The sequence below is a fragment of the Acinetobacter sp. 197 genome (genome assembly GCF_048148385.1).
GTDB lineage: Bacteria > Pseudomonadota > Gammaproteobacteria > Pseudomonadales > Moraxellaceae > Acinetobacter > Acinetobacter pecorum.
Map to the genome: position 1 here is coordinate 85,225 of NZ_JAYWZK010000012.1, position 18,373 is coordinate 103,597.

Annotated in this window: 21 protein-coding genes; 13 read left to right on the top strand and 8 right to left on the bottom strand. The window is 42.8% G+C overall.

All coding sequences use genetic code 11. The annotated features are described in order from the left end of the window. Positions 1 to 232: 232 nt before the first annotated feature. The gene (gene dusA, locus VXQ11_RS12655) at positions 233 to 1,261 is read left to right on the top strand and encodes a tRNA dihydrouridine(20/20a) synthase DusA (protein WP_416706195.1); all 1,029 of its coding nucleotides are present in this window, start codon (positions 233 to 235) and stop codon (positions 1,259 to 1,261) included. Positions 1,262 to 1,312: 51 nt separating this feature from the next. On the opposite strand, the gene VXQ11_RS12660 is transcribed toward dusA, so the two are convergent. Further along, the gene (locus VXQ11_RS12660; protein WP_416681887.1) at positions 1,313 to 1,825 is read right to left on the bottom strand and encodes a hypothetical protein; all 513 of its coding nucleotides are present in this window, start codon (positions 1,823 to 1,825) and stop codon (positions 1,313 to 1,315) included. Positions 1,826 to 2,058: 233 nt separating this feature from the next. Beyond that, the gene (gene coaBC, locus VXQ11_RS12665) at positions 2,059 to 3,333 is read right to left on the bottom strand and encodes a bifunctional phosphopantothenoylcysteine decarboxylase/phosphopantothenate--cysteine ligase CoaBC (protein WP_144725285.1); all 1,275 of its coding nucleotides are present in this window, start codon (positions 3,331 to 3,333) and stop codon (positions 2,059 to 2,061) included. Positions 3,334 to 3,446: 113 nt separating this feature from the next. Between coaBC and radC the strand changes: the two genes are divergently transcribed. Together radC and VXQ11_RS12675 are read left to right on the top strand one after the other, a co-directional pair. Beyond that, complete coding sequence (radC, locus tag VXQ11_RS12670) at positions 3,447 to 4,148, top strand: RadC family protein (protein ID WP_144725287.1); 702 nt, start codon at positions 3,447 to 3,449, stop codon at positions 4,146 to 4,148. A 64-nt stretch (positions 4,149 to 4,212) separates the two neighbouring features. Beyond that, complete coding sequence (locus VXQ11_RS12675) at positions 4,213 to 5,124, top strand: bestrophin family protein (protein WP_064095227.1); 912 nt, start codon at positions 4,213 to 4,215, stop codon at positions 5,122 to 5,124. Positions 5,125 to 5,204: 80 nt separating this feature from the next. On the opposite strand, the gene VXQ11_RS12680 is transcribed toward VXQ11_RS12675, so the two are convergent. After that, positions 5,205 to 6,056, bottom strand: a complete 852-nt coding sequence (locus VXQ11_RS12680; protein ID WP_416706196.1) for a PHP domain-containing protein — start codon at positions 6,054 to 6,056, stop codon at positions 5,205 to 5,207. 44 nt (positions 6,057 to 6,100) lie between these two features. On the opposite strand from VXQ11_RS12680, the gene VXQ11_RS12685 reads away from it, so the two are divergent. Genes VXQ11_RS12685 through mnmC form a run of 4 tightly spaced genes read left to right on the top strand, consistent with a single transcriptional unit; the run spans position 6,101 to position 9,496 of the window. Continuing rightward, on the top strand, positions 6,101 to 6,712 hold the full coding sequence (locus tag VXQ11_RS12685) for a septation protein IspZ (RefSeq protein WP_064095229.1): 612 nt from the start codon (positions 6,101 to 6,103) through the stop codon (positions 6,710 to 6,712). 28 nt (positions 6,713 to 6,740) lie between these two features. Further along, positions 6,741 to 7,043: a YciI family protein gene (locus tag VXQ11_RS12690; protein WP_416681881.1), complete on the top strand. Its 303-nt coding sequence runs from the start codon at positions 6,741 to 6,743 to the stop codon at positions 7,041 to 7,043. A 5-nt stretch (positions 7,044 to 7,048) separates the two neighbouring features. Then, positions 7,049 to 7,558, top strand: a complete 510-nt coding sequence (locus VXQ11_RS12695) for a hypothetical protein (protein ID WP_416681880.1) — start codon at positions 7,049 to 7,051, stop codon at positions 7,556 to 7,558. Positions 7,559 to 7,597: 39 nt separating this feature from the next. Beyond that, positions 7,598 to 9,496, top strand: a complete 1,899-nt coding sequence (gene mnmC, locus VXQ11_RS12700; protein WP_416706197.1) for an FAD-dependent 5-carboxymethylaminomethyl-2-thiouridine(34) oxidoreductase MnmC — start codon at positions 7,598 to 7,600, stop codon at positions 9,494 to 9,496. 96 nt (positions 9,497 to 9,592) lie between these two features. Here the strand turns inward: mnmC and VXQ11_RS12705 are convergent, their stop codons facing one another. Next, positions 9,593 to 9,907: a rhodanese-like domain-containing protein gene (locus tag VXQ11_RS12705; RefSeq protein WP_416706198.1), complete on the bottom strand. Its 315-nt coding sequence runs from the start codon at positions 9,905 to 9,907 to the stop codon at positions 9,593 to 9,595. A gap of 91 nt (positions 9,908 to 9,998) precedes the next feature. Here VXQ11_RS12705 and VXQ11_RS12710 point away from each other — a divergent pair, with 91 nt between their 5' ends. Together VXQ11_RS12710 and VXQ11_RS12715 are read left to right on the top strand one after the other, a co-directional pair. After that, positions 9,999 to 10,487 carry a YajQ family cyclic di-GMP-binding protein gene (locus tag VXQ11_RS12710; RefSeq protein ID WP_064095234.1) on the top strand — a complete coding sequence of 163 codons (489 nt, stop codon included), beginning with the start codon at positions 9,999 to 10,001 and terminating at the stop codon, positions 10,485 to 10,487. A 25-nt stretch (positions 10,488 to 10,512) separates the two neighbouring features. After that, a complete protein-coding gene (locus tag VXQ11_RS12715; protein WP_064095235.1) occupies positions 10,513 to 11,016 on the top strand; it encodes a DUF4442 domain-containing protein in 504 nt (167 codons plus the stop codon). A 56-nt stretch (positions 11,017 to 11,072) separates the two neighbouring features. Here VXQ11_RS12715 and VXQ11_RS12720 read toward each other — a convergent pair whose 3' ends face one another. The 3 genes from VXQ11_RS12720 to VXQ11_RS12730 all read right to left on the bottom strand — a co-directional run bounded on the left by VXQ11_RS12720 (position 11,073) and on the right by VXQ11_RS12730 (position 12,847). Next, positions 11,073 to 11,444, bottom strand: a complete 372-nt coding sequence (locus VXQ11_RS12720; protein ID WP_218955192.1) for an acyl-CoA thioesterase — start codon at positions 11,442 to 11,444, stop codon at positions 11,073 to 11,075. Positions 11,445 to 11,518: 74 nt separating this feature from the next. Continuing rightward, entirely contained in the window at positions 11,519 to 11,950 is a 432-nt protein-coding gene (trxC, locus tag VXQ11_RS12725) for a thioredoxin TrxC (RefSeq protein ID WP_064095237.1), read from the bottom strand. Continuing rightward, on the bottom strand, positions 11,951 to 12,847 hold the full coding sequence (locus VXQ11_RS12730) for an alpha/beta hydrolase (protein WP_416706199.1): 897 nt from the start codon (positions 12,845 to 12,847) through the stop codon (positions 11,951 to 11,953). A 127-nt stretch (positions 12,848 to 12,974) separates the two neighbouring features. Between VXQ11_RS12730 and VXQ11_RS12735 the strand changes: the two genes are divergently transcribed. From VXQ11_RS12735 to VXQ11_RS12750, 4 genes are all read left to right on the top strand, one after another. Further along, positions 12,975 to 13,310, top strand: a complete 336-nt coding sequence (locus VXQ11_RS12735) for a TIGR01244 family sulfur transferase (protein WP_064095239.1) — start codon at positions 12,975 to 12,977, stop codon at positions 13,308 to 13,310. Continuing rightward, entirely contained in the window at positions 13,303 to 13,725 is a 423-nt protein-coding gene (locus VXQ11_RS12740) for a beta-lactamase hydrolase domain-containing protein (RefSeq protein ID WP_416706200.1), read from the top strand. The genes VXQ11_RS12735 and VXQ11_RS12740 overlap by 8 nt, the downstream gene beginning before the upstream one ends. Before the next feature lie 203 nt (positions 13,726 to 13,928). Next, positions 13,929 to 15,125, top strand: coding sequence for a hypothetical protein (locus VXQ11_RS12745; RefSeq protein ID WP_416706201.1), 1,197 nt, complete (start codon positions 13,929 to 13,931; stop codon positions 15,123 to 15,125). A 78-nt stretch (positions 15,126 to 15,203) separates the two neighbouring features. After that, positions 15,204 to 16,583, top strand: coding sequence for a dihydrolipoyl dehydrogenase (locus VXQ11_RS12750; protein ID WP_416706202.1), 1,380 nt, complete (start codon positions 15,204 to 15,206; stop codon positions 16,581 to 16,583). Here the strand turns inward: VXQ11_RS12750 and VXQ11_RS12755 are convergent. Further along, positions 16,549 to 18,168, bottom strand: a complete 1,620-nt coding sequence (locus tag VXQ11_RS12755) for a Na/Pi cotransporter family protein (RefSeq protein WP_416706203.1) — start codon at positions 18,166 to 18,168, stop codon at positions 16,549 to 16,551. The genes VXQ11_RS12750 and VXQ11_RS12755 overlap by 35 nt on opposite strands. Positions 18,169 to 18,373: the final 205 nt, after the last annotated feature.

Here is an 18,373-nt window from a genome sequence, read left to right on the forward strand (position 1 = left end):
ACTAAAAGTTTCTGTATCAAAGTATTCTATACCGTCACTTTTTCTGCGGATGTTAATGACCGCTTTATATCGGGTCCCTTTGGTTTTTGATTTTAACTCTGAGATATAGCCCATTTTTGCAACTATTTTTAAGTGACCTGAAAATGTGTTCAATTATAGTTGCAAGCGTTGCAAAAAGATTAGAAAAGATTAGGTAAAATTGTAAATGATTCAACTTATCACAGGTGCTTAAATGACTGATTTAAAACAAAACGTAGATATATCAAGGGTTCCGCGTATATCCGTTGCACCTATGATGGACTGGACGACCAAGGACTATCGTTTCTTTGCCCGTCTGTTTAACCCGAATATCATTATGTACACTGAAATGGTGACAACGGGTGCCATCATTCATGGTGATGCCAAACGATACCTGGATTTCAATCAGGAAGAACATCCGATTGTTTTACAGCTAGGTGGCTCAAATCCACAAGACTTGGCAACCTGCAGCAAAATGGCCCGGGATTGGGGTTATAACGAAATTAATTTAAATGTAGGTTGCCCGAGCGATCGGGTGCAGAATAATAAAATTGGTGCCTGTCTAATGGCAGAACCTGATCTAGTGGCAGAATGTATTGATGCCATGCGTCATGCAGTGGATATTCCAGTAACGGTAAAACACCGGATCGGGATTGATGACATGCAATCTTATGAAGAGATGCTACATTTTGTCGATACTGTGGCCAAAACCGGCTGCAACAATTTTATCGTGCATGCGCGTATTGCCTTGTTAAAGGGTCTATCGCCCAAAGAAAATCGTGATGTGCCGCCACTGCGCTATGAAGATGTCTACCGTTTAAAACAGGATCGTCCTGATCTGCTTATCGAGATCAACGGCGGAATTAAAACCTATGCCGAGACGCAGGAACACCTCAAACATGTTGATGGCGTGATGATTGGCCGTGAAGCTTATCACAATCCTTATTTGCTGGCAGAACTGGGACAATTGTGGAATCTGGATGCACCAGACCGTTTTGACATTATGCAGCAGATGTTGCCTTATATTGCCCAGCGTATGGCAGAAGGCGCACCTTTATCCATTATTACCCGTCATATTCTGGGCCTGTTCCAGAATTTGCCAGGCGCACGCAAATGGCGTCAAGCGCTAAGCGGTGGGAATGCAAAAACCTTGAAAGATGTAGAAACTGCCCTGTTTAATATTCAGGAAGCGATGCAGCGTACTGAAGATTACGTACGTGAACATCAGCAGATTGAATCTTAAAAAACAAAAAGCACCGGTTATCGGTGCTTTTTTATAAAGATGACGCATTGATCAGTGCGTATACGCCGTAATATTACCGACGGGGATCGGCTCCTCATCATAAGAGGCTGCCTGTACCACAGGCTCTATTGCTGGACGTATATTTGAGCTTAGTTCAACTCTTACCGGTTCTTCTACAGATTCCAGATCGTCTAGAGATGCAGACAGTTGCTCCAGTTCACGATCTAACTGCTGGCGATATTTTTCAATTTCGATTTCATCAATGAAGGCAAAAGCATCATCTTCAATGGACCAGCTATAGCCGCCATTAACCTTGATAATTTTGACATTAACGGGATATTCATGCCCCTGATAGTTCAGTTGTGAAACTGCCTCAAACTCATTGCCTTGGCGATGGACAATTTTTACATTCAGCACAGTGAGACGATAATGCTGATAGTCAGGATTAGCATTAAATTCCCGCTGTATCTGTTCCTGAATATTTCTGGCCAGCTCATCAATTGATACAAAGTAACTGCATCCGGCCAGGCAGGCGATCATCCATAACATCATGATTTTTTTCATATCGCCCCCTCCTTGTTGTTTCCAACCACATTCTATCTGTGTCACATTTTTTATCTTTGGTTTATTCTGTGATCTATTTTATACTTTTTCCCATAAAACAATATATAAATCCTTGGTCTATAAAGTCAGCCTATTTTGAAGCCAATTTGGTGATATTTAACTAAATAGTAGGCATAATCTAAAAAAGCCCTGATCATCTCAGGGCTTTTTTAATTTTCTCATATTGATTCAGTCTAGAAATCGTCTTCTGCCAAGGGATCGTGATGCAGAGCATCATGAATCGCTTCAACCAGCTGCTGAGCAATTTCCTGCTTGGAGGCTTTTTCCAGATCACGTTTTTCCAGCTGGTAATGCTCGGCAAAAAATACCGTCATGGCATTTTCATCTGAAGCAAAACCGATATCGGCACGTGAAACGTCATTGCAGGCAATCATATCCAGCTTTTTAGCCACCAGCTTTCCGGCAGCATATTCTTCAATATTGCGGGTTTCTGCAGCAAAACCGACCATAAACGGACGTTTTTCCTGTTGGGCTATAGTGGCAACAATATCCGGATTTTTGACCAGCGCCACATTCAGCTCATCCCCAGCTTTCTTAATTTTATGTTCGGCTACCTGTGCCACACGATAATCGGCTACCGCAGCGGTCGCAATAAAAATGTCACAGCCCTGCTCCAGCATATGCATACTTTCATTTAGCATTTGCACGGCAGAAGAGACATTTTTACGTTTTACGCCATTCGGCGTATCCAGACTGACCGGTCCTGCAATCAGGGTCACATTGGCTCCTGCCGCATAACAGGCTGCAGCCAGTGCAAAGCCCATTTTCCCGGTACTGTGATTGGAAATATAACGCACTGGATCAATTGCTTCTCGAGTTGGACCCGCAGTAATCGTGACTTGTTTACCCGCAAGCAAGCCAAATTTTTCCGCAATCGCACGTTGGGCTTTATGAAAATATTCAGTCACCTGATGCGCTAAATCTTCCGGCTCAGGCATCCGGCCCAAACCTACATCCCCACAGGCCTGTGAACCAGCATCCGGCATGATCACATGCACACCATCTTCGATCAGTGTCGCAAGATTGCGCTGTGTTGCTTTCGCCGCCCACATTTGCTGGTTCATGGCAGGTGTCACCCAGACGGGTGCTTTCGTCGCCAGATATAAAGTACTGAGCAGATCATCCGCCAGGCCTGCGGCAAATTTTGCCAGGGTATCACAACTGGCTGGCGCTACCAGCAACAGGTCAGCCCAACGCGCCAGCTCGATATGCCCCATTCCGGCTTCTGCTTCAGGATCCAGTAATTCGGTATGCACGGGATTGCCCGATAAGGCCTGAAAGGTCAAAGGTGTAATAAAAGCCTGTGCACCGTGGGTCATTACCACTCGCACATCAAAGCCGGCATCTTTCAAACGGCGGACCAAAATCGCACTTTTATAGGCGGCAATACCGCCAGTGACGGCCAGAATGATATTTTTATGAGGAATTACACTTAGATCAAAGCTCACAAACAGATTACCTTGCTGTTGCAGTGAGGCTCACAATAGCATTAAATAATCGCATTCCCAAGAGATCGGCTTGCGGGAAAACTGATAATTCATAATAAAAAAGTATAATCATCATGCAATTTTCTATTAAAAACTGGCCGGAGCAAGAGCGGCCGCGGGAACGTTTGATTCAATATGGGGCTGAGAGTCTATCCGATGCCGAGCTACTGGCCATATTTCTACGTTCAGGTTCACAGCAACATTCGGCAGTTGATCTGGCGCGTTTGCTGATTCAGCATTTTGGTCATTTGACTGCTCTACTCGATGCCCCTTTACAGGAAGTCAGTCAGTTTCATGGCATGGGCATCAGCAAATACACGCAGCTGATGGCTGTCAAGGAACTTGGACGACGTTATATTGCCGAACACCTCAAGCAGGATGCACTGGAACTTACCAATTCCAAGCGCTTGAGAGACTATTTACGCTTTGAACTGCTCGGTGAAACACAGGAAGTATTCGCTGTGCTGTGTCTGGATGCCAGTTTAAGAAAAATTGCATTTAAAAAACTGTTTTATGGTTCAATCAATGCATGTGATATTTCCATTAATCAGTTATTGCGTTATGCCATTAGCCAGCAGGCGACCTCAATTGTCATTGCGCATAATCATCCGCTAGGCCGGCCCTCTCCTTCCAAGGCTGACCTGACATTGACCCGGCAGATTCAGCAGGCCTGCCAACTGGTAGATATCCATCTGATTGACCATTGTATTATCGCCTTGGAAGGCAGTTTTTCCTTTGCGGAACAGCAACTCATCAAACCAGAAGTACAGTATTGAATAGCACTTGACAAAGCAGGCACAACTCAACAAGATCATGGAAAAATTGTGATGATTCTAATAAATGATCGTACGTGACCAGCCGAGTGTTTTTAAACTGCTGTTTTCCTGGCGAGGGACGATTTTGCCTAAAGTTTTGCCACCTTTGGGCGTGGTCATGCTGATTTCGGCCATCATCGGTGGCTTGTCACATATTGGCTATTTTCATTTTCCAGAATTACCTCTGGTCGGCTTTACCCTGATTGGGGTAGTACTGTCGATTTTTCTCGGATTTAAAAACTCAGCCTGTTATGACCGCTGGTGGGAAGCGCGTAAACTTTGGGGCATTTTGATTGCTAATTCACGCCACTTTGACCGTGATTGCCGGATGCTGTCTCAAGGTCGCCGGGAACGTGTGATTCAGCATGTGATTGTCTTTGCCAATGTACTCCGTGATCGCCTTCGCCATCAGACAGCCAATCCGACTGAGCTGGTAGAAACCAGTGGCATGAGCCAACAGGCTGTGACCCAGCTCTATCAGCAGGCAAATGCAGCGCAATATACTTTAAGTCTGATTCAGTGGGAGTTGATGCAGGCACTTAAAGAAGGTGAAATTTCCGACATCATCTATATGCAGATGAATAATCATGTAGCAGAACTGAGTATTGTCCAAACTGGTTGTGACCGGATTGCGACGACGCCTTTGCCTTTTGCCTATTCGGTCTTGCTCAACCGCACCGTGTATTTTTTCTGTTTTATTTTGCCTTTTAGTCTGGGTTCAACGCTCGGTCTGTTTACGCCTTTTCTGGTCGGCATTTTGGCTTATACCTTTTTAGGATTAGATGCTTTAAGTTCGGAAATTGAAGAGCCCTTTGGTACCCAGAGCAATGACTTGCCACTGGACTCGATGGTACGTACCATTGAAATTGAACTGTTAGGAACTTTGGGCAAACCAACACCTCCACCAATTCAGGCCAAAGATCATAATTTGCTTTAAAAGATTAGCCTCACTCATCCTTTGCTATCAGTGATAGCTAACTCTCCTTACAAATAAAGAAGATCAAAATAAAGAAATCCCTAGGTAAAACTCTCCCAAATCCCGATCTGCCCCGGTTTCAGGCTCGGGACATTGCCTAGTTTAATCCAAGGCATATGGTCGCCATGAAAATCACTACCAATCGAAACTTTCAGACCATGTTCAGCGATCATTCGATCCACCATTTGCCGGGTAGAACTTGGCTCAATCGCCGGTGGCAGTTCCACCGCATCTCCACCAAACTTGGCAAAGATCTCGATCAGATAACGGATATTGGTCGCAGATAAATCATATTTGGTCGGATGAGCCAGTACTGCAAAACCGCCACTTGCATGAATCACCTGAACCGTGTCTTCAAGACTTAAGCCATCAAATTTGACATAGGCCTTTTTGCCTTCCTTGATGTATTTATCAAAGGCCTGTTGCGGCCGGGTCACAATGCCCTTTTCTACTAGTGTTTTGGCAATATGCGTTCGTGTCACCCGATCAGGGATATTCTCCACTTTGGCGAGTACATCTGCGTAAATATCCTGGTCAATAAGAGGAATCAAAAGATCACAGATCTGTTTAGAGCGTTCAGCCCGGATTTTCTTTTGCTGATTGAGGGCTTTTTGTAACGGCTCAGGCTTCTGGATATTAAGTGCCACAATATGCACACCATAGTTTTTTTTGGTCGCAGGCCGCGACCACTGGCTGGATATCTCTACGCCGGAGATAATCTTAATCTCATGATTTTTGGCAGCTTCCTCCGCCAATACCAAACCGTCCATGGTGTCATGATCGGTCAGTGCCAAAGTATGGATGAGTTTTTCCACAGCCGCTTCGACCAGTTGCTGAGGACTGAAAGTTCCATCAGAAATATTACTATGTGTATGTAAATCTACGCCGTGCATCTCTATACTATGACATTTATTTGATCAGATTTAGATACTCTAACATGAAAGCACTTTTAGACTTTGTGCCACTCATTATTTTCTTTTATTTATATAAAACTGTAGATCCAAAAGACACTGACCATCAATTGCTGCAATTGATCGGTTCTGCGGGGGGTGTCGACAATAATAATATTCTTGTTGCAACCACAGGTCTGATTATTTCCATGCTGGTCGTCTATGGTGCGTTATTTGTCATGCAAAAATTCCGCCTGGACAAGCAGCAATGGATTGTCTTGTTTATGACCGTGATTTTTGGTGGCATTACCCTGATGCTCAGCGATGATTTCTATATCCGTTTAAAAGCGGTATTACTGAATCTGGTCTTTGCCGGTGCCTTTTTATTGTCCCCCTGGTTTAGCAAGGATAAAAAGCCATTGATTCAGCGTCTGTTTGGTCCGGTATTCAACCTAAGCGAAAAAGGCTGGGTTAAATTGAATTATGCATGGGTGGCAATGTTTGTGCTGATGTCATTTCTGCATACCTTTTTCGCCTATTTGTGGATGGATGGAAAATATTGGGGCGAATTTACCGCATTCGGTGACATGATCGTGATGTTTTCCTTTATCATTATTCAGTTTATTGTATTGCGCAAATACTTTAAGACTGCTGAATAAGTCCAACTACAAACGATTGAGAGTCATCATGCCATTATTCGTCGTTAGCTGTACCGATCGGGAAGGTACAGTGGAAAAACGCCTCGCGATTCGCCCACAACATCTTGCTCGTCTGGAACATTTAAATGCTGAAGGTCGCCTGATTGTTGCAGGTGCCATGCCTAAAGATCCGGCCAATCCAAAAGCCGGTTTTTACGGCAGTACCATTATTGTCGATTTTGACAGTCGTGAAGCACTGGATTCATGGTTACAGGATGAGCCATTTTTAAAAGAAGGTGTGTACGAACATATCGATGTCAAACCATTTAATAAAGCATTTCCTCAAGGATAAGGTCCATGCGTGTTGTTACTGCCAGTATCATTGGCCTATGTTTCATGATTTCTCCAGTATGGGCAGTCGAAGTTACGCCTGCTCCTGTGGCTCCGGAAAATCAGACAGCACCATCTCGAGCGACAGCAGCGACTGCACCAAACCAGTCGCCGCCAAAACCTGCCATTATTCCTGCAGTAGCAACTTCTGCCCAGCCGGTGCCACCTGCTGAAAATAAACCGTTAACCGCAGAAGAAATCGCCAAGCTAAAAGCCCAGCAAGATGCCAAGGTAAAAGCCTTGGTCAAAGATCAGGCCACCCGTTTAGAGCAACTGGAAAAAGCCAATCTGGACGCACTATCGCAAAACCAGGAATTACAGCTCAAGAATGATAACTTGGGCGTTCAGGTACAGGTACTACAAAGTGAACGTAGTGCCCAGATGTTCCTCTACGGCGCAGCAACATTGGCAGTAGGTGTACTGCTAGGCTTCCTGATAGCGAGCTATGTTTATACCAAACGCCGCCGTCAGTGGTAAGCTATAGTTCTTCCCGATATCTTTAAGGTTGTAACCGTTTTGTCGCACGCAATTCAAACTGCCGATCTGGACTGGCAATTGGTGGATGGCATTGATGTGCCTGTATCCAAGCAATTTGGTGATGTGTATTTTTCCAAAGACAATGGCCTGCTGGAAACCCGGCATGTCTTTTTAAATGGCAATGATCTCACGACGCGTCTGGCAGATTTAAAACCTTTTGAATATTTCTGTGTCGGTGAAACGGGTTTTGGTACAGGGCTGAATATTCTGGCCCTGTGGCAGCTCTGGCAACAGGTGCGTCCGGATAATCACAGTCATTTGCATGCCATTTCAGTGGAAAAATTTCCGCTCTCTAAAGCAGATCTGATCCGTGCCCTGAATGCCTGGCCTGAGTTAAAACCTTTGGCTGATCAGCTGATTTCTCAATATCCAATGCCAATTGCTGGCTGTCATCGACTCAGTTTTCCTGAAGAACGTTTCAGTCTGGATCTATGGCTAGGCGATGCCCACGATATCTTCCCGGTCATTGAAAAAACTGCAGCGGTGCATGCCTGGTTTCTGGATGGCTTTGCGCCTTCCTGTAATCCGGATATGTGGGAAGAAAATGTCTTAAACCATATTGTGCGCTTGTCGAAAACCGGAACGACGTTTGCCTCTTTTAGTGTCGCGGGTGTCTTAAAGCGTGGCTTAAAAAATCACGGGATTTCAATTTCCCGTCCACGTGGGTTTGGCCATAAACGTGAAATGTTGAAAGCAATCTGGAATCCGGCTGAGGAAATTAACCCATCTCCAGCTCAGGAAAGTACGCAAAAAAAAACTGAGTCAGCTTTAGAGATAAACGCCAGGCCTCGCCAGATCGCTGTGATTGGCGCAGGAATCGCAGGTTTGAGTACGGCATGGGCATTCGCTCAACGTGGTCATCAAGTCACGATTTACGACCGGTCGGCGCCTCTCTCTGGAGGTTCTGGCAATCCACTGGCCTTGCTCAATCCCAAACTCTGTCCGGTTGAGCAAAGTGCTGAACATTTGATGACCTTGTCTTGGCAACATGCCTTAAATCATTATCGGAAATTTAAGGCTTTCCGCCCGATTCAGGTCAATCAACTCGCCTTAAAAAATCCTGAACAGCTTCTAGGATTGGCAGACGAATATCCCGAAGGAATTCTGGCTGCACAAACAGTAAAAGATCAGGAGATGCAAACTGCATTTCCAAGTTTAAAACTGTTAGCAGCTGGCGCGGTTTCGCCGCATCAGTTACGTGATGAAATTTTGCAGCATCCTCATATTCAATATCAACAGGCCAAAATTAGCCATATTGAAGCTGCTACAAAACCTCAGCTATTTGCAGATGAACAGGATCTAGGTGGATTCGATCACGTCATTGTCTGTACTGCTCGAGAAACCCAGCAGTTTTTTGCAGATTATCCTCTCCTGAAACCGATTCGCGGACAGGTCAGCTGGGTGAATAATCAAACCCAGCCTTTAAGTCAAAATACTGCCTATAGCTATGGCGGCTACTGTATGCAACTCAATGCCGAACAACTCATTCTCGGGGCTTCGTTTTATCCCGGCCGAGATGATACAGAGGTATTAGCAGAAGATCATATGCATAATTATGAACTTATCCACGGTGTCTTTCCTGAATATGCGAAATCTCTTCCTTCTCTCGAGACTTGGCAAGGCCGTGCATCGCTACGTGCACAAAGTCAGGATTATTTCCCTCTACTCGGTAAAATGAAAGCGGAGGAGGAAGTTTATAGCTTTGCTGGTCTCGGTTCTAAAGGCTTTCTGTTTGCACCACTATGTAGTGAAATCTTGGCCGCCCAGATTCTGGGAGAAGTCTGTCTGATTCCATCTCATGTAGTAAAAAAACTCAGCGTGACCCGTTTTCAAAAGAAAGTGAAAATGAAAAAACCGTATTTAAAACCTCAAATATAAAATCCTATTTTAAGGGTGTTCCCTCTCCCTATGAGAGAGGGAAAAATATTACCCCCATTAAAAAAGCGCCTGACGGCGCTTTTTTTCACAAGGTTATTAGGCACCTTGCTCCAGCGGCATACCGGCATCACGAGCGGCACGAGTACCACCCATCAGAATGACGTATTCACGTGAGCTGTCAAAACCCTCTAATTTTTCAGCTGCACGTGGAGCTTTACTCCCACCACCACATAAAATATAAATCGGTTGATCCGCTGACACCTGAGTCAGGCTACCTGCTGAAAGATCGTTAATGGGCTGATTGACCGCCCCTTTAACGTGTGCTTCAGCAAAAGCACTTGCATCGCGTACATCCCAGATAATGGCATTTTCTGGGAACTCAAATGTTGTAATTTCTTGTTTACGGATCATTGTGCACTCCTTTGATGTAAACAACACTTGGCAAATGAAGAAAACATCCCTAGCATCTCAGATATTCTTTCCCTTTGTAAAGGTCTAAACTATGCCTTCTTTCGATATTGTTTCTGAATTAGAAATTTTTGAAGTAAATCATGCAGTTCAAAATACCCAAAAAGAGATTGCAACCCGCTTTGATTTCCGTGGTCAGGACGTTTCTATTGAACTGAATGAAAAAAACAAGGAAATCAAAATCAGTACAGAAAGTGATTTTCAGTGTGAACAGGTATATAACATGCTGGAAAACCATTTCTTCAAACGTAAGATTGACATTCAGGCACTTGATCCACAAAAAATGACCGCTTCAGGCAAAAATGTGATTCAGGTGATCAAGCTTAAAGATGGTCTTGACTCTGATACTGCAAAAAAAATTAATAAGGCCATTAAAGAAAGTGGCATTAAAGTGCAATCTTCTATTCAGGGCGACAAGATTCGTGTGACTGACAAAAAACGCGATACCTTGCAGCAAGTGATGGCATACCTGAAAGAACAGCAATTCGGTCTGCCTTTACAGTTTAATAACTTTAAAGACTAAGTCAGCAACGTCTGTAGAAGGAATTATGGCAAAGAACAACCGATTAGCCAGATTAGTCAAAGCCACTGCACGATTACCGCAAGGTATTCGTACTGCTTTGTTAAGTAAAACTTTTGGCCGGGTGGTCCCGATGGTCGGCTCTGCCAAGATTCGTTATGAGGAAATGAGTGCGTCCAAAGTGGTAGTCAGTATGGCCAATCATAAAGCCATGCAGAACCATATTGGACAAATTCATGCATGTGCAATGGCCCTGCTGGCAGAAACAGCAACCGGGTTTGTAACCGCAATGAATGTACCAGATAGCGCAGTGGTTTTGATTAAAAGTCTAAAAGTAGACTTTAAACGTCCGACCAAAGGTGCCCTGACGGCAGTTGCTACCTTGACTGCTGAACAGCAACAGCTTATGCAAAGTTCAGACAAAGGTGAAACACTGGTTCAAGTTATGGTAAGTGATGAATCGGGTGAAGCACCCATTCAATGCGAGATGCTCTGGGCGTGGATTTCCAAAAAGCAATTGAAGCAGACCTGATAGCAATACAGACAAAAGAATCCCAGATCATTAATCTGGGATTTTTATGAGACGAATTATGACTTCTGCTGAGATTCTAGAAACTTCTGCTTTGCTTCCTCTGGAATCGGACGTTTATTGCCCTTCACATCCACTGCCACAAAGGTAAATACCCCTTCAGTCACGCGTACAGGCGGACGTGAGTCGTCATGGCTATCCCATACTTCAATTTCCATCTGGATGGAGGTATTGCCGACCTTTAGAATTTTGGTATAGCAGCTAATCACATCACCGACTTTCACCGGAACCAGGAAGGTCATCTGGTTAATCGAAATTGTCGCACAGCGTCCTTTACTAAAGCGCTCTGCATGAATTGCTCCCGCCAAGTCCATTTGTGAAACAATCCAGCCACCAAATACATCTCCACTCCAGTTGGTATCCGCAGGCATCGCAATGGTCTGCAGGGAAAGAATTCCCTCTGGTTTATTATGAGAATCTGACACTTGAACTCCAGGCTTGTGAATTAGGATGGGGCATTTAACTGCTGATCAAGCCACTTTTGCAGCTCGCTTGAGCGTAATGCACCGCTTATTCTAGCAATTTCATTACTTTTATTCATTAAAACCAGCGTCGGAATACTGCGTACATTAAATGCTGCACTTAGCCGTGGATTTGCTTCTGTATCAATTTTGGCAAAAACCACATTGGGATAGAGTTTGGCAACATTGGCAAAGTGCGGTGCCATCATTTTACATGGCCCACACCAGTCCGCCCATAGGTCGATCAGGATCGGTAAATCACTATGCGTGACAAACTGGCTGAAATTCTGCTCATTCAATTCAATCGGTGCCAATGGAACCAATGCTTGATGGCATTGACCACAAGCAGGATTCGCGGTTAGTTTTTCTTCAGGGACACGGTTTTTGGCCAGACATTCCGGACATACAATAATCATCTAGCGCACTCCAATATGTTGATGTAAGAATTCTAATTGGGTCGAAACTGCTTTTTCAAACCATTCGCCATGATAAATATCAAAATGTCGCATATTCCATTCATGATATTGTACAAATGGTGCAATATTGGTGGCAGTTTCCCGACTGGATTCAATGGGAATCAGACTATCCAGTTTTGCTGCAATGAACAGAACTGGAATCGTGATTTTACGTACTTCCAGAATGGGACGATAACGCATCAGTTTAAAGAATGCGCGTGCAGGAATATGACCACTCCAGTAATAATCCGGGTTCACGATGGACATATATCCCTGATAACTGTCCTGGGTTGGCATAAAACAGAGTTCATGAGGGTCTACTACGGGCAAGGTTTTCGGTGCCATACCGACCTTGGCACCCATGTAGTCTTGGCTGGAAATTTTCAGGGCTTTAGGCAATTGCTGCAAAGGATAAAGTTTGGCACTTTCTGCTCCATCCACAAACGGTACCTGTGCCATTACTGCCTGAATATTTGACAGCTCTGCTGCGAGTGTCAGTACATGACCGCCACTTAAGGCCGTTCCCCAAAGCACAATTCTTTTGCTGTCAATCGACTTACGTGCCTCTAAATGGCTGATCATAGTCCGCCAGTCTTCAAGCTGAGCACTAATGGATACCAGTTCACGTGGACGTCCTGTACTCCCGCCCCAATAGCGATAATCAAACAGCACCACAGCATAGCCAGCACTGGCAAAGCGCTGTGCATACTGCACCAGTTTAAAATGTCGTAAAGCTGCCAGACCGTGGGCCATCAGGATCACAGCCGGTTTATCGACCTGTTGAGGATGATAAAAATCCGCAGCAATCACTTCCTGACCGCTTTTAACATACAGTGGTTCGACTGTATAAGCGTACATATGCGCTCCATTGCATTATTTTATAATTGTAATCGTATTTATAAATTTTTCAGAACTAAGCCGTCATGTTTTCAGCTTAATGCTATCATAAAGCATATCTAGATAAATGACATAATGGAGTGACATCATGAGCGAAAATGTAGGCTTTACTGGCCAAATTGGTCCTGAACATATCTCTCAAATAGTTGAAAAAGGTTTTAAATCGATTATCAACAACCGCCCAGATATGGAAGGTGGTTCTGAGCAGCCAACCAGTGCACAAATCGAAGAGGCTGCACGTGCAGCAGGTCTGGATTATGTATTCCAGCCGGTGGTTGCCGGTCAGATTACCGAGCTTGATGTCCGCACTTTTGCCAATCATTATAATGAATTACCCAAACCAATCTTGATGTTTTGCCGTACTGGAAACCGCTCAAATAATTTATATCAACTGGCAAAACAGATGGACTTGCTGGATGACTAAGTCATTTTGGAAAGGTGTAGTACTTGCAATCTGTTTTAGCTGTACTTCACCTGTTTTTGCTGCGCAGAATTTGAGTCGTGCTCTGACCGCGACGGTGAGTGTTACCGGTCAAATGACCTTGGATAAGTTTGAGCAATTGATTCAGCAGGGTTTTAAATCCGTGATTGTAAACCGCCCTGATCAGGAGTCTGGCAATGCCGTCACGGTAAGTCAATTACGCTCGATTGCAGAAAAGTCTCAAGTCAGTGTGATTTATCAGCCAGTAGTAAGTGGTCATATTTCTCAGGCCAATATTGAGGAATTTGCTCGATATTACAATGAGCTGCCAAAGCCTATTTTAATGGTCTGCCGTAGTGGTACACGTTCAGCATCTTTGTTTAACCAAGCTAAATCTCAAGGATTGATTCATGAATAAATTATTGATTATTGTATGTTGTAGTTTGGCTTTTACAGGCTGTAGCTCGATGAATTTGAAGCCGACTGTGGGTGTGAATGTAGGAACTTCCTTATAAGTCCGCCCACAAAAAACCAATGGCGCTCTTTGCGCCATTTTTTATCTATGATAATCTTAAAATAGTATAACTATAGTTTTTGTAAATAATTATTTTGGGGTAAAACATGAATTTCAATAAAAGTGCGCTCGTTATCACTTTATCAGGTTTTTTAGCCGCGTGTGGAGGGGGGGGTAGCGATGGCTATTATGATAAATCACCTTCAACTGGAACCAATAATGGCGATCATTCAAGTATCCCATCTGGTGAACAAACCCCTCAACAAATCTTGGACACCATAAAACGTGAAGGCCAGTTCTTATTTGGAAATTATGACCCAAATGATGCTACTACGGCTAAAGGTTATATTGACCATGCATTAGATACTTTCGCACAGGGTCCCCTACAATTAAGCTTAGACATTCGAAAAATAGATCTATCCACCTATAAAAATAGCTCATATTACCGCAACAAATGCTTTGCCTTAAGTAAAACAGATTACAGAGCTTGCTATGTATTCGTGGCTGAAGATATTAAAAATATCTTACCTGGTTACGATAACTGGGATTTTGATATTACAGTAGATGATTTAAAAAATATTAAATTACAACATGATGAAGTAACACCAAACTTAGAAGAATATGAATCAAATACACGTATTTATGTATTTGAAAACGAAAATGGAGATAAAAATTTCCATGATGTAACTATTACCGGTGCATTTTCATATCCCTTCCAACAGTCATGGGGAATTCAACAAACTCAACAAAAACGTTTTGTTTTGATTAATGGTAGTACTAGTGATTATAAGATCACGACAACAGCAATTGTAGCCGATCCAGAAACAGGTGAAGATATTGAACGAGAAATTACGACAGGCGCAATTAGTATTTATAAAGATTTAACCTCACGTGATGGTAGCTTATATAACATTCAATCAGGTTCAGGATTTAATGTACTGATAAATGATAATCCCAATATTCCTTTTGCTGAGCCAATTTCTTTAATACTAAACTCATCTCCTGGCACGACTAGTTCAGCTAATTACCGTGTGAGAGCTTCTGGTGAACAAGAGTTAATTCTACCGAGCATTACGACAATCGATGGTACTCGTGTTGAAAATGAAACTCCTGATCAAAATAAGCAAACTTTTACTGGTAGTATAAAGTTAACTGGCATAAACATTTTAAAATTTAAACAAGCAACAAGTGGTACGCTTAATTTTGAACATACTATTAATGGTACAATATTCAAAGGGACTTCAACAAATAATGGCGGTACAATTAGTACGAATTTGAGCTTACCAACAGGCATTAAATTTTAAGTGTAAATAATTGCAATAAAACCCTCTTTCTAGAGGGTTTTTTTATATAGTTATATTATTTTTTAAGATATTTATATTATGTACGACATAATTATCATTGGCGCCGGTACTGCAGGCATCAGCGCTTATAACGAAGCCATTAAATACACCAAAAATATTTTAATTATCAATGATGGTTCATGGGATACGACCTGTGCCCGTGTAGGCTGTATGCCCAGTAAACTGCTGATCTCATCTGCAAATCGTATGCAAGATATTCAATCCGCGAAAGATCTCGGTTTACTTCAGGATGTTGCGGTTAATACGTCAAATGTCATGCAACGTCTACATCACTTAAGAGAACGTTTTATTCGAGCAACCTTGAAAGGCATAGACCAATGGGATAATTCACATAAAATTTCTGGTCATGCGAAGTTTATTGATACTCATACAGTTGAAGTTAATGGACAATCTTATCAAGCTAAAAGTTTTATTATTGCAGTGGGTTCACGACCGCATATCGATAAAGCATTAAAGGAAGAATTAGGAAATAAATATTTAAGTTCTGACGAAATTTTTGAACTTTCTCAGTTACCCAAGTCTTTAGCAGTGATCGGGAGTGGCGTGATTGCCACTGAATTGGCTCAGGCTATGCAACGACTGGGGGTAAAAACCACGATGTTTGCGCGTAGTCAGAAAGTCGGTACTCTAAGCAGCCCTACTTTACAGTCATTAGCCCAAAAAGAACTCAGTGAAGAAATCAATATCAAGTTTAAAATCTTACCAGACCAAGTTAAAAAACAGACGAATCACATTAAAATTGATTTTACCGAAAATAATCAAGTTCAAAGTATTGAGGTTGACTATGTTCTGGGTGCTACAGGGCGTCAGAGCAATCTGGATCGCTTGAGCTTAGACCAGTTAGACCCTAGCTTTACTGATATAAAGAAAATGCCTATCAATAAAAAAACCAAACAACTCGCAGATATGCCAATATTTATAGTGGGTGATGCCGCCCCTGATGCCCCCATTCAACACGAGGCTGCTCATGCCGGTAAAGAGGTAGTTCATAACTGTTTAAATTATCCTGAAGTCAAACCGATTCCAGCACTCACCCCATTGGCAATCGTATTTTCTCATCCAGAAATGGCTATTGTCGGGCAAAGTTTTAAACAGTTAGAACAACAAAATATTGAGTTTATCCGAGGATTTGCCTCCTATGAAAATCAGGGCCGTGCACTGGTACTTGCTGAAAATAAGGGAGGCATTGAAGTTTATATTGATAAAAAATCAGGCAAATTATTAGGTGCAGAACTGTTCTGTTCTGAAGCCGAACATCTTGCCCATCTTCTTGCCTGGACCATAGATGCCGATCAGGATATTCATCAAATCCTTGCCAAACCTTTTTACCACCCGACGCTAGAAGAAGGTCTCAGATCTGCACTTAAACATGCTCGTCGTCAGCTTCAGCAACCGTAAGAGATTGTTGGCGCTCTTTTAGTACATTCACCAGACGGAGACTATGTGAAATTAGGCGTTCCAGCCAGCGATGAGCAGCCAACAACTCCAAGGTCTTGACTGCATTCAGCTGATAAGTAGAGGCATAACTATTTATTTTTTCTCGTAATTCAGCATGATGCTGTTTGCTCCATTTTTTTAAGTTTTCCAGCTCTATATAGAGTTGTTGAAGATCATCAGATGAAGACAGGCCCAGCCGAATATTTCCCTCATTTTCTACTATCTGGATAAGGTCCAGGGCAATCTGATAGATTGCAGGTTGGGTGCGGATATTTAATGCATACTCTAGATTTTCCAGATCACTACGTAATACTTTTAAATAAACCATGATCCTCAACAAGCTAAATAGCCGGGCTTGATCTTGACTATTTTCGGGCACTATAATTTTTTCTAAATAATCCTGTAATTTATAGATTAATTCATCCTGCTGTTTTAATTCATTCGCCGAAACCATTTCGGCCGACTTGATGGCTTTAAGTATCCAGAAATACTGGGTTGCTATTGTTTTAAAAATTACTTTTTCTGCTGTATTAATGGCTACCGCAGGTACAGCTAAACTGGCATCATCCAAAGCTTGTAATAATGAATCTTCATGTGCAGGAATATATTTAACCAACAGCCGTTCAAAAGGCCCGATCAATGGCATAAAAAATAAGGCACCAAATAGACTAAAAGCAGTATGAAATGCAGCCACAATTACCACATTATCCCAGCTGGATAAAAAATGCTGCGGTTGATGAAACCATAAAAATAAAGGAACTAAAATACAAAATGCAAAAATTGCACTCACGACATTAAAACAGACATGCACAGCAGCAGTTCGTTTTGCATTCGCATTTGCACCAATAGATGCGAGCACTGCAGTTGCAACAGTTCCAACATTCTGCCCAATCACGAGCATTAAAGCCTGATCAAGCTGAATGGCCTGACTTGCCAATGCAGCAAGTGTCGCCGTAATTGCAGCACTGGAAGACTGTAAAACCACAGTCATGACCAAACCAAAAAGTACCAACAATAATTTGGAAGCAACGCTTTTGGTGGAGAAAACTGAAAGGTCAAGATGCTCTGCGATACCTGACATTGCAACCTGAAGCAAGTCAATTCCAAAGAAAATCAGTCCAAAGCCTGCAAGTGCCAGGCCGGTGAGTGCTGTACGTCCATGTGCTAATATTTTAAGTAAAGCACCTAGGGCAATCAGAGGTAAAGCTATTTGCCCGATAGAAAACTTTAACCCCAGAAAAGCCACCATCCAGCCCGTACTGGTAGTACCGATATTGGCGCCAATAATGACACCAATGGCCTGCGAAAAAGTAAGAACTCCCGCGCTGACAAAGCCAATAGTTGCTAAAGTTGTGGCTGTAGAAGATTGCACTATCAAGGTTAAAGCAATCCCTGAAATCATTGCTTTAAAAGGAGAACCTGTAAACCGCCCTAACCACTGTCTTAATGTTTCACCTGCAATATCTTTAAGACTATCGGTCATTAAAGTCATGCCAAGCAGGAATAAACCAATCCCGCCACATAGCTGTGCAAATACCTCCAACACGCAGATTCCTAGGTTTTAAGCTTTAAACGATTAAAACACAATCAGGCTAGTTTAAAAATAGCAAATAACCTTGAGTAAATTCAGAATATTATTTTTACTATATTTAATTTTACTATAAACTCCAGGCCTAAAAAAACACCCCCGGCCTTTAGACCGGGGGTGTTTTGAATAATGAGCTGGCGATGACTTACTCTCACATGGGTAA

Bases quoted from the DNA above. Each gene is read 5' to 3' on its own strand.
- VXQ11_RS12685 (WP_064095229.1), top strand. From the start codon at position 6,101: ATGAAAGCACTTTTAGACTTTGTGCCACTCATTATTTTCTTTTATTTA.
- VXQ11_RS12675 (WP_064095227.1), top strand. From the start codon at position 4,213: ATGATCGTACGTGACCAGCCGAGTGTTTTTAAACTGCTGTTTTCCTGG.
- VXQ11_RS12690 (WP_416681881.1), top strand. From the start codon at position 6,741: ATGCCATTATTCGTCGTTAGCTGTACCGATCGGGAAGGTACAGTGGAA.
- VXQ11_RS12735 (WP_064095239.1), top strand. From the start codon at position 12,975: ATGAGCGAAAATGTAGGCTTTACTGGCCAAATTGGTCCTGAACATATC.
- VXQ11_RS12750 (WP_416706202.1), top strand. From the start codon at position 15,204: ATGTACGACATAATTATCATTGGCGCCGGTACTGCAGGCATCAGCGCT.
- VXQ11_RS12695 (WP_416681880.1), top strand. From the start codon at position 7,049: ATGCGTGTTGTTACTGCCAGTATCATTGGCCTATGTTTCATGATTTCT.
- VXQ11_RS12705 (WP_416706198.1), bottom strand. From the start codon at position 9,907: ATGATCCGTAAACAAGAAATTACAACATTTGAGTTCCCAGAAAATGCC.
- VXQ11_RS12660 (WP_416681887.1), bottom strand. From the start codon at position 1,825: ATGAAAAAAATCATGATGTTATGGATGATCGCCTGCCTGGCCGGATGC.
- VXQ11_RS12720 (WP_218955192.1), bottom strand. From the start codon at position 11,444: ATGCCTGCGGATACCAACTGGAGTGGAGATGTATTTGGTGGCTGGATT.
- dusA (WP_416706195.1), top strand. From the start codon at position 233: ATGACTGATTTAAAACAAAACGTAGATATATCAAGGGTTCCGCGTATA.
- VXQ11_RS12745 (WP_416706201.1), top strand. From the start codon at position 13,929: ATGAATTTCAATAAAAGTGCGCTCGTTATCACTTTATCAGGTTTTTTA.
- trxC (WP_064095237.1), bottom strand. From the start codon at position 11,950: ATGATTATTGTATGTCCGGAATGTCTGGCCAAAAACCGTGTCCCTGAA.
- VXQ11_RS12710 (WP_064095234.1), top strand. From the start codon at position 9,999: ATGCCTTCTTTCGATATTGTTTCTGAATTAGAAATTTTTGAAGTAAAT.
- VXQ11_RS12730 (WP_416706199.1), bottom strand. From the start codon at position 12,847: ATGTACGCTTATACAGTCGAACCACTGTATGTTAAAAGCGGTCAGGAA.
- VXQ11_RS12680 (WP_416706196.1), bottom strand. From the start codon at position 6,056: ATGCACGGCGTAGATTTACATACACATAGTAATATTTCTGATGGAACT.
- VXQ11_RS12740 (WP_416706200.1), top strand. From the start codon at position 13,303: ATGACTAAGTCATTTTGGAAAGGTGTAGTACTTGCAATCTGTTTTAGC.
- VXQ11_RS12715 (WP_064095235.1), top strand. From the start codon at position 10,513: ATGGCAAAGAACAACCGATTAGCCAGATTAGTCAAAGCCACTGCACGA.
- radC (WP_144725287.1), top strand. From the start codon at position 3,447: ATGCAATTTTCTATTAAAAACTGGCCGGAGCAAGAGCGGCCGCGGGAA.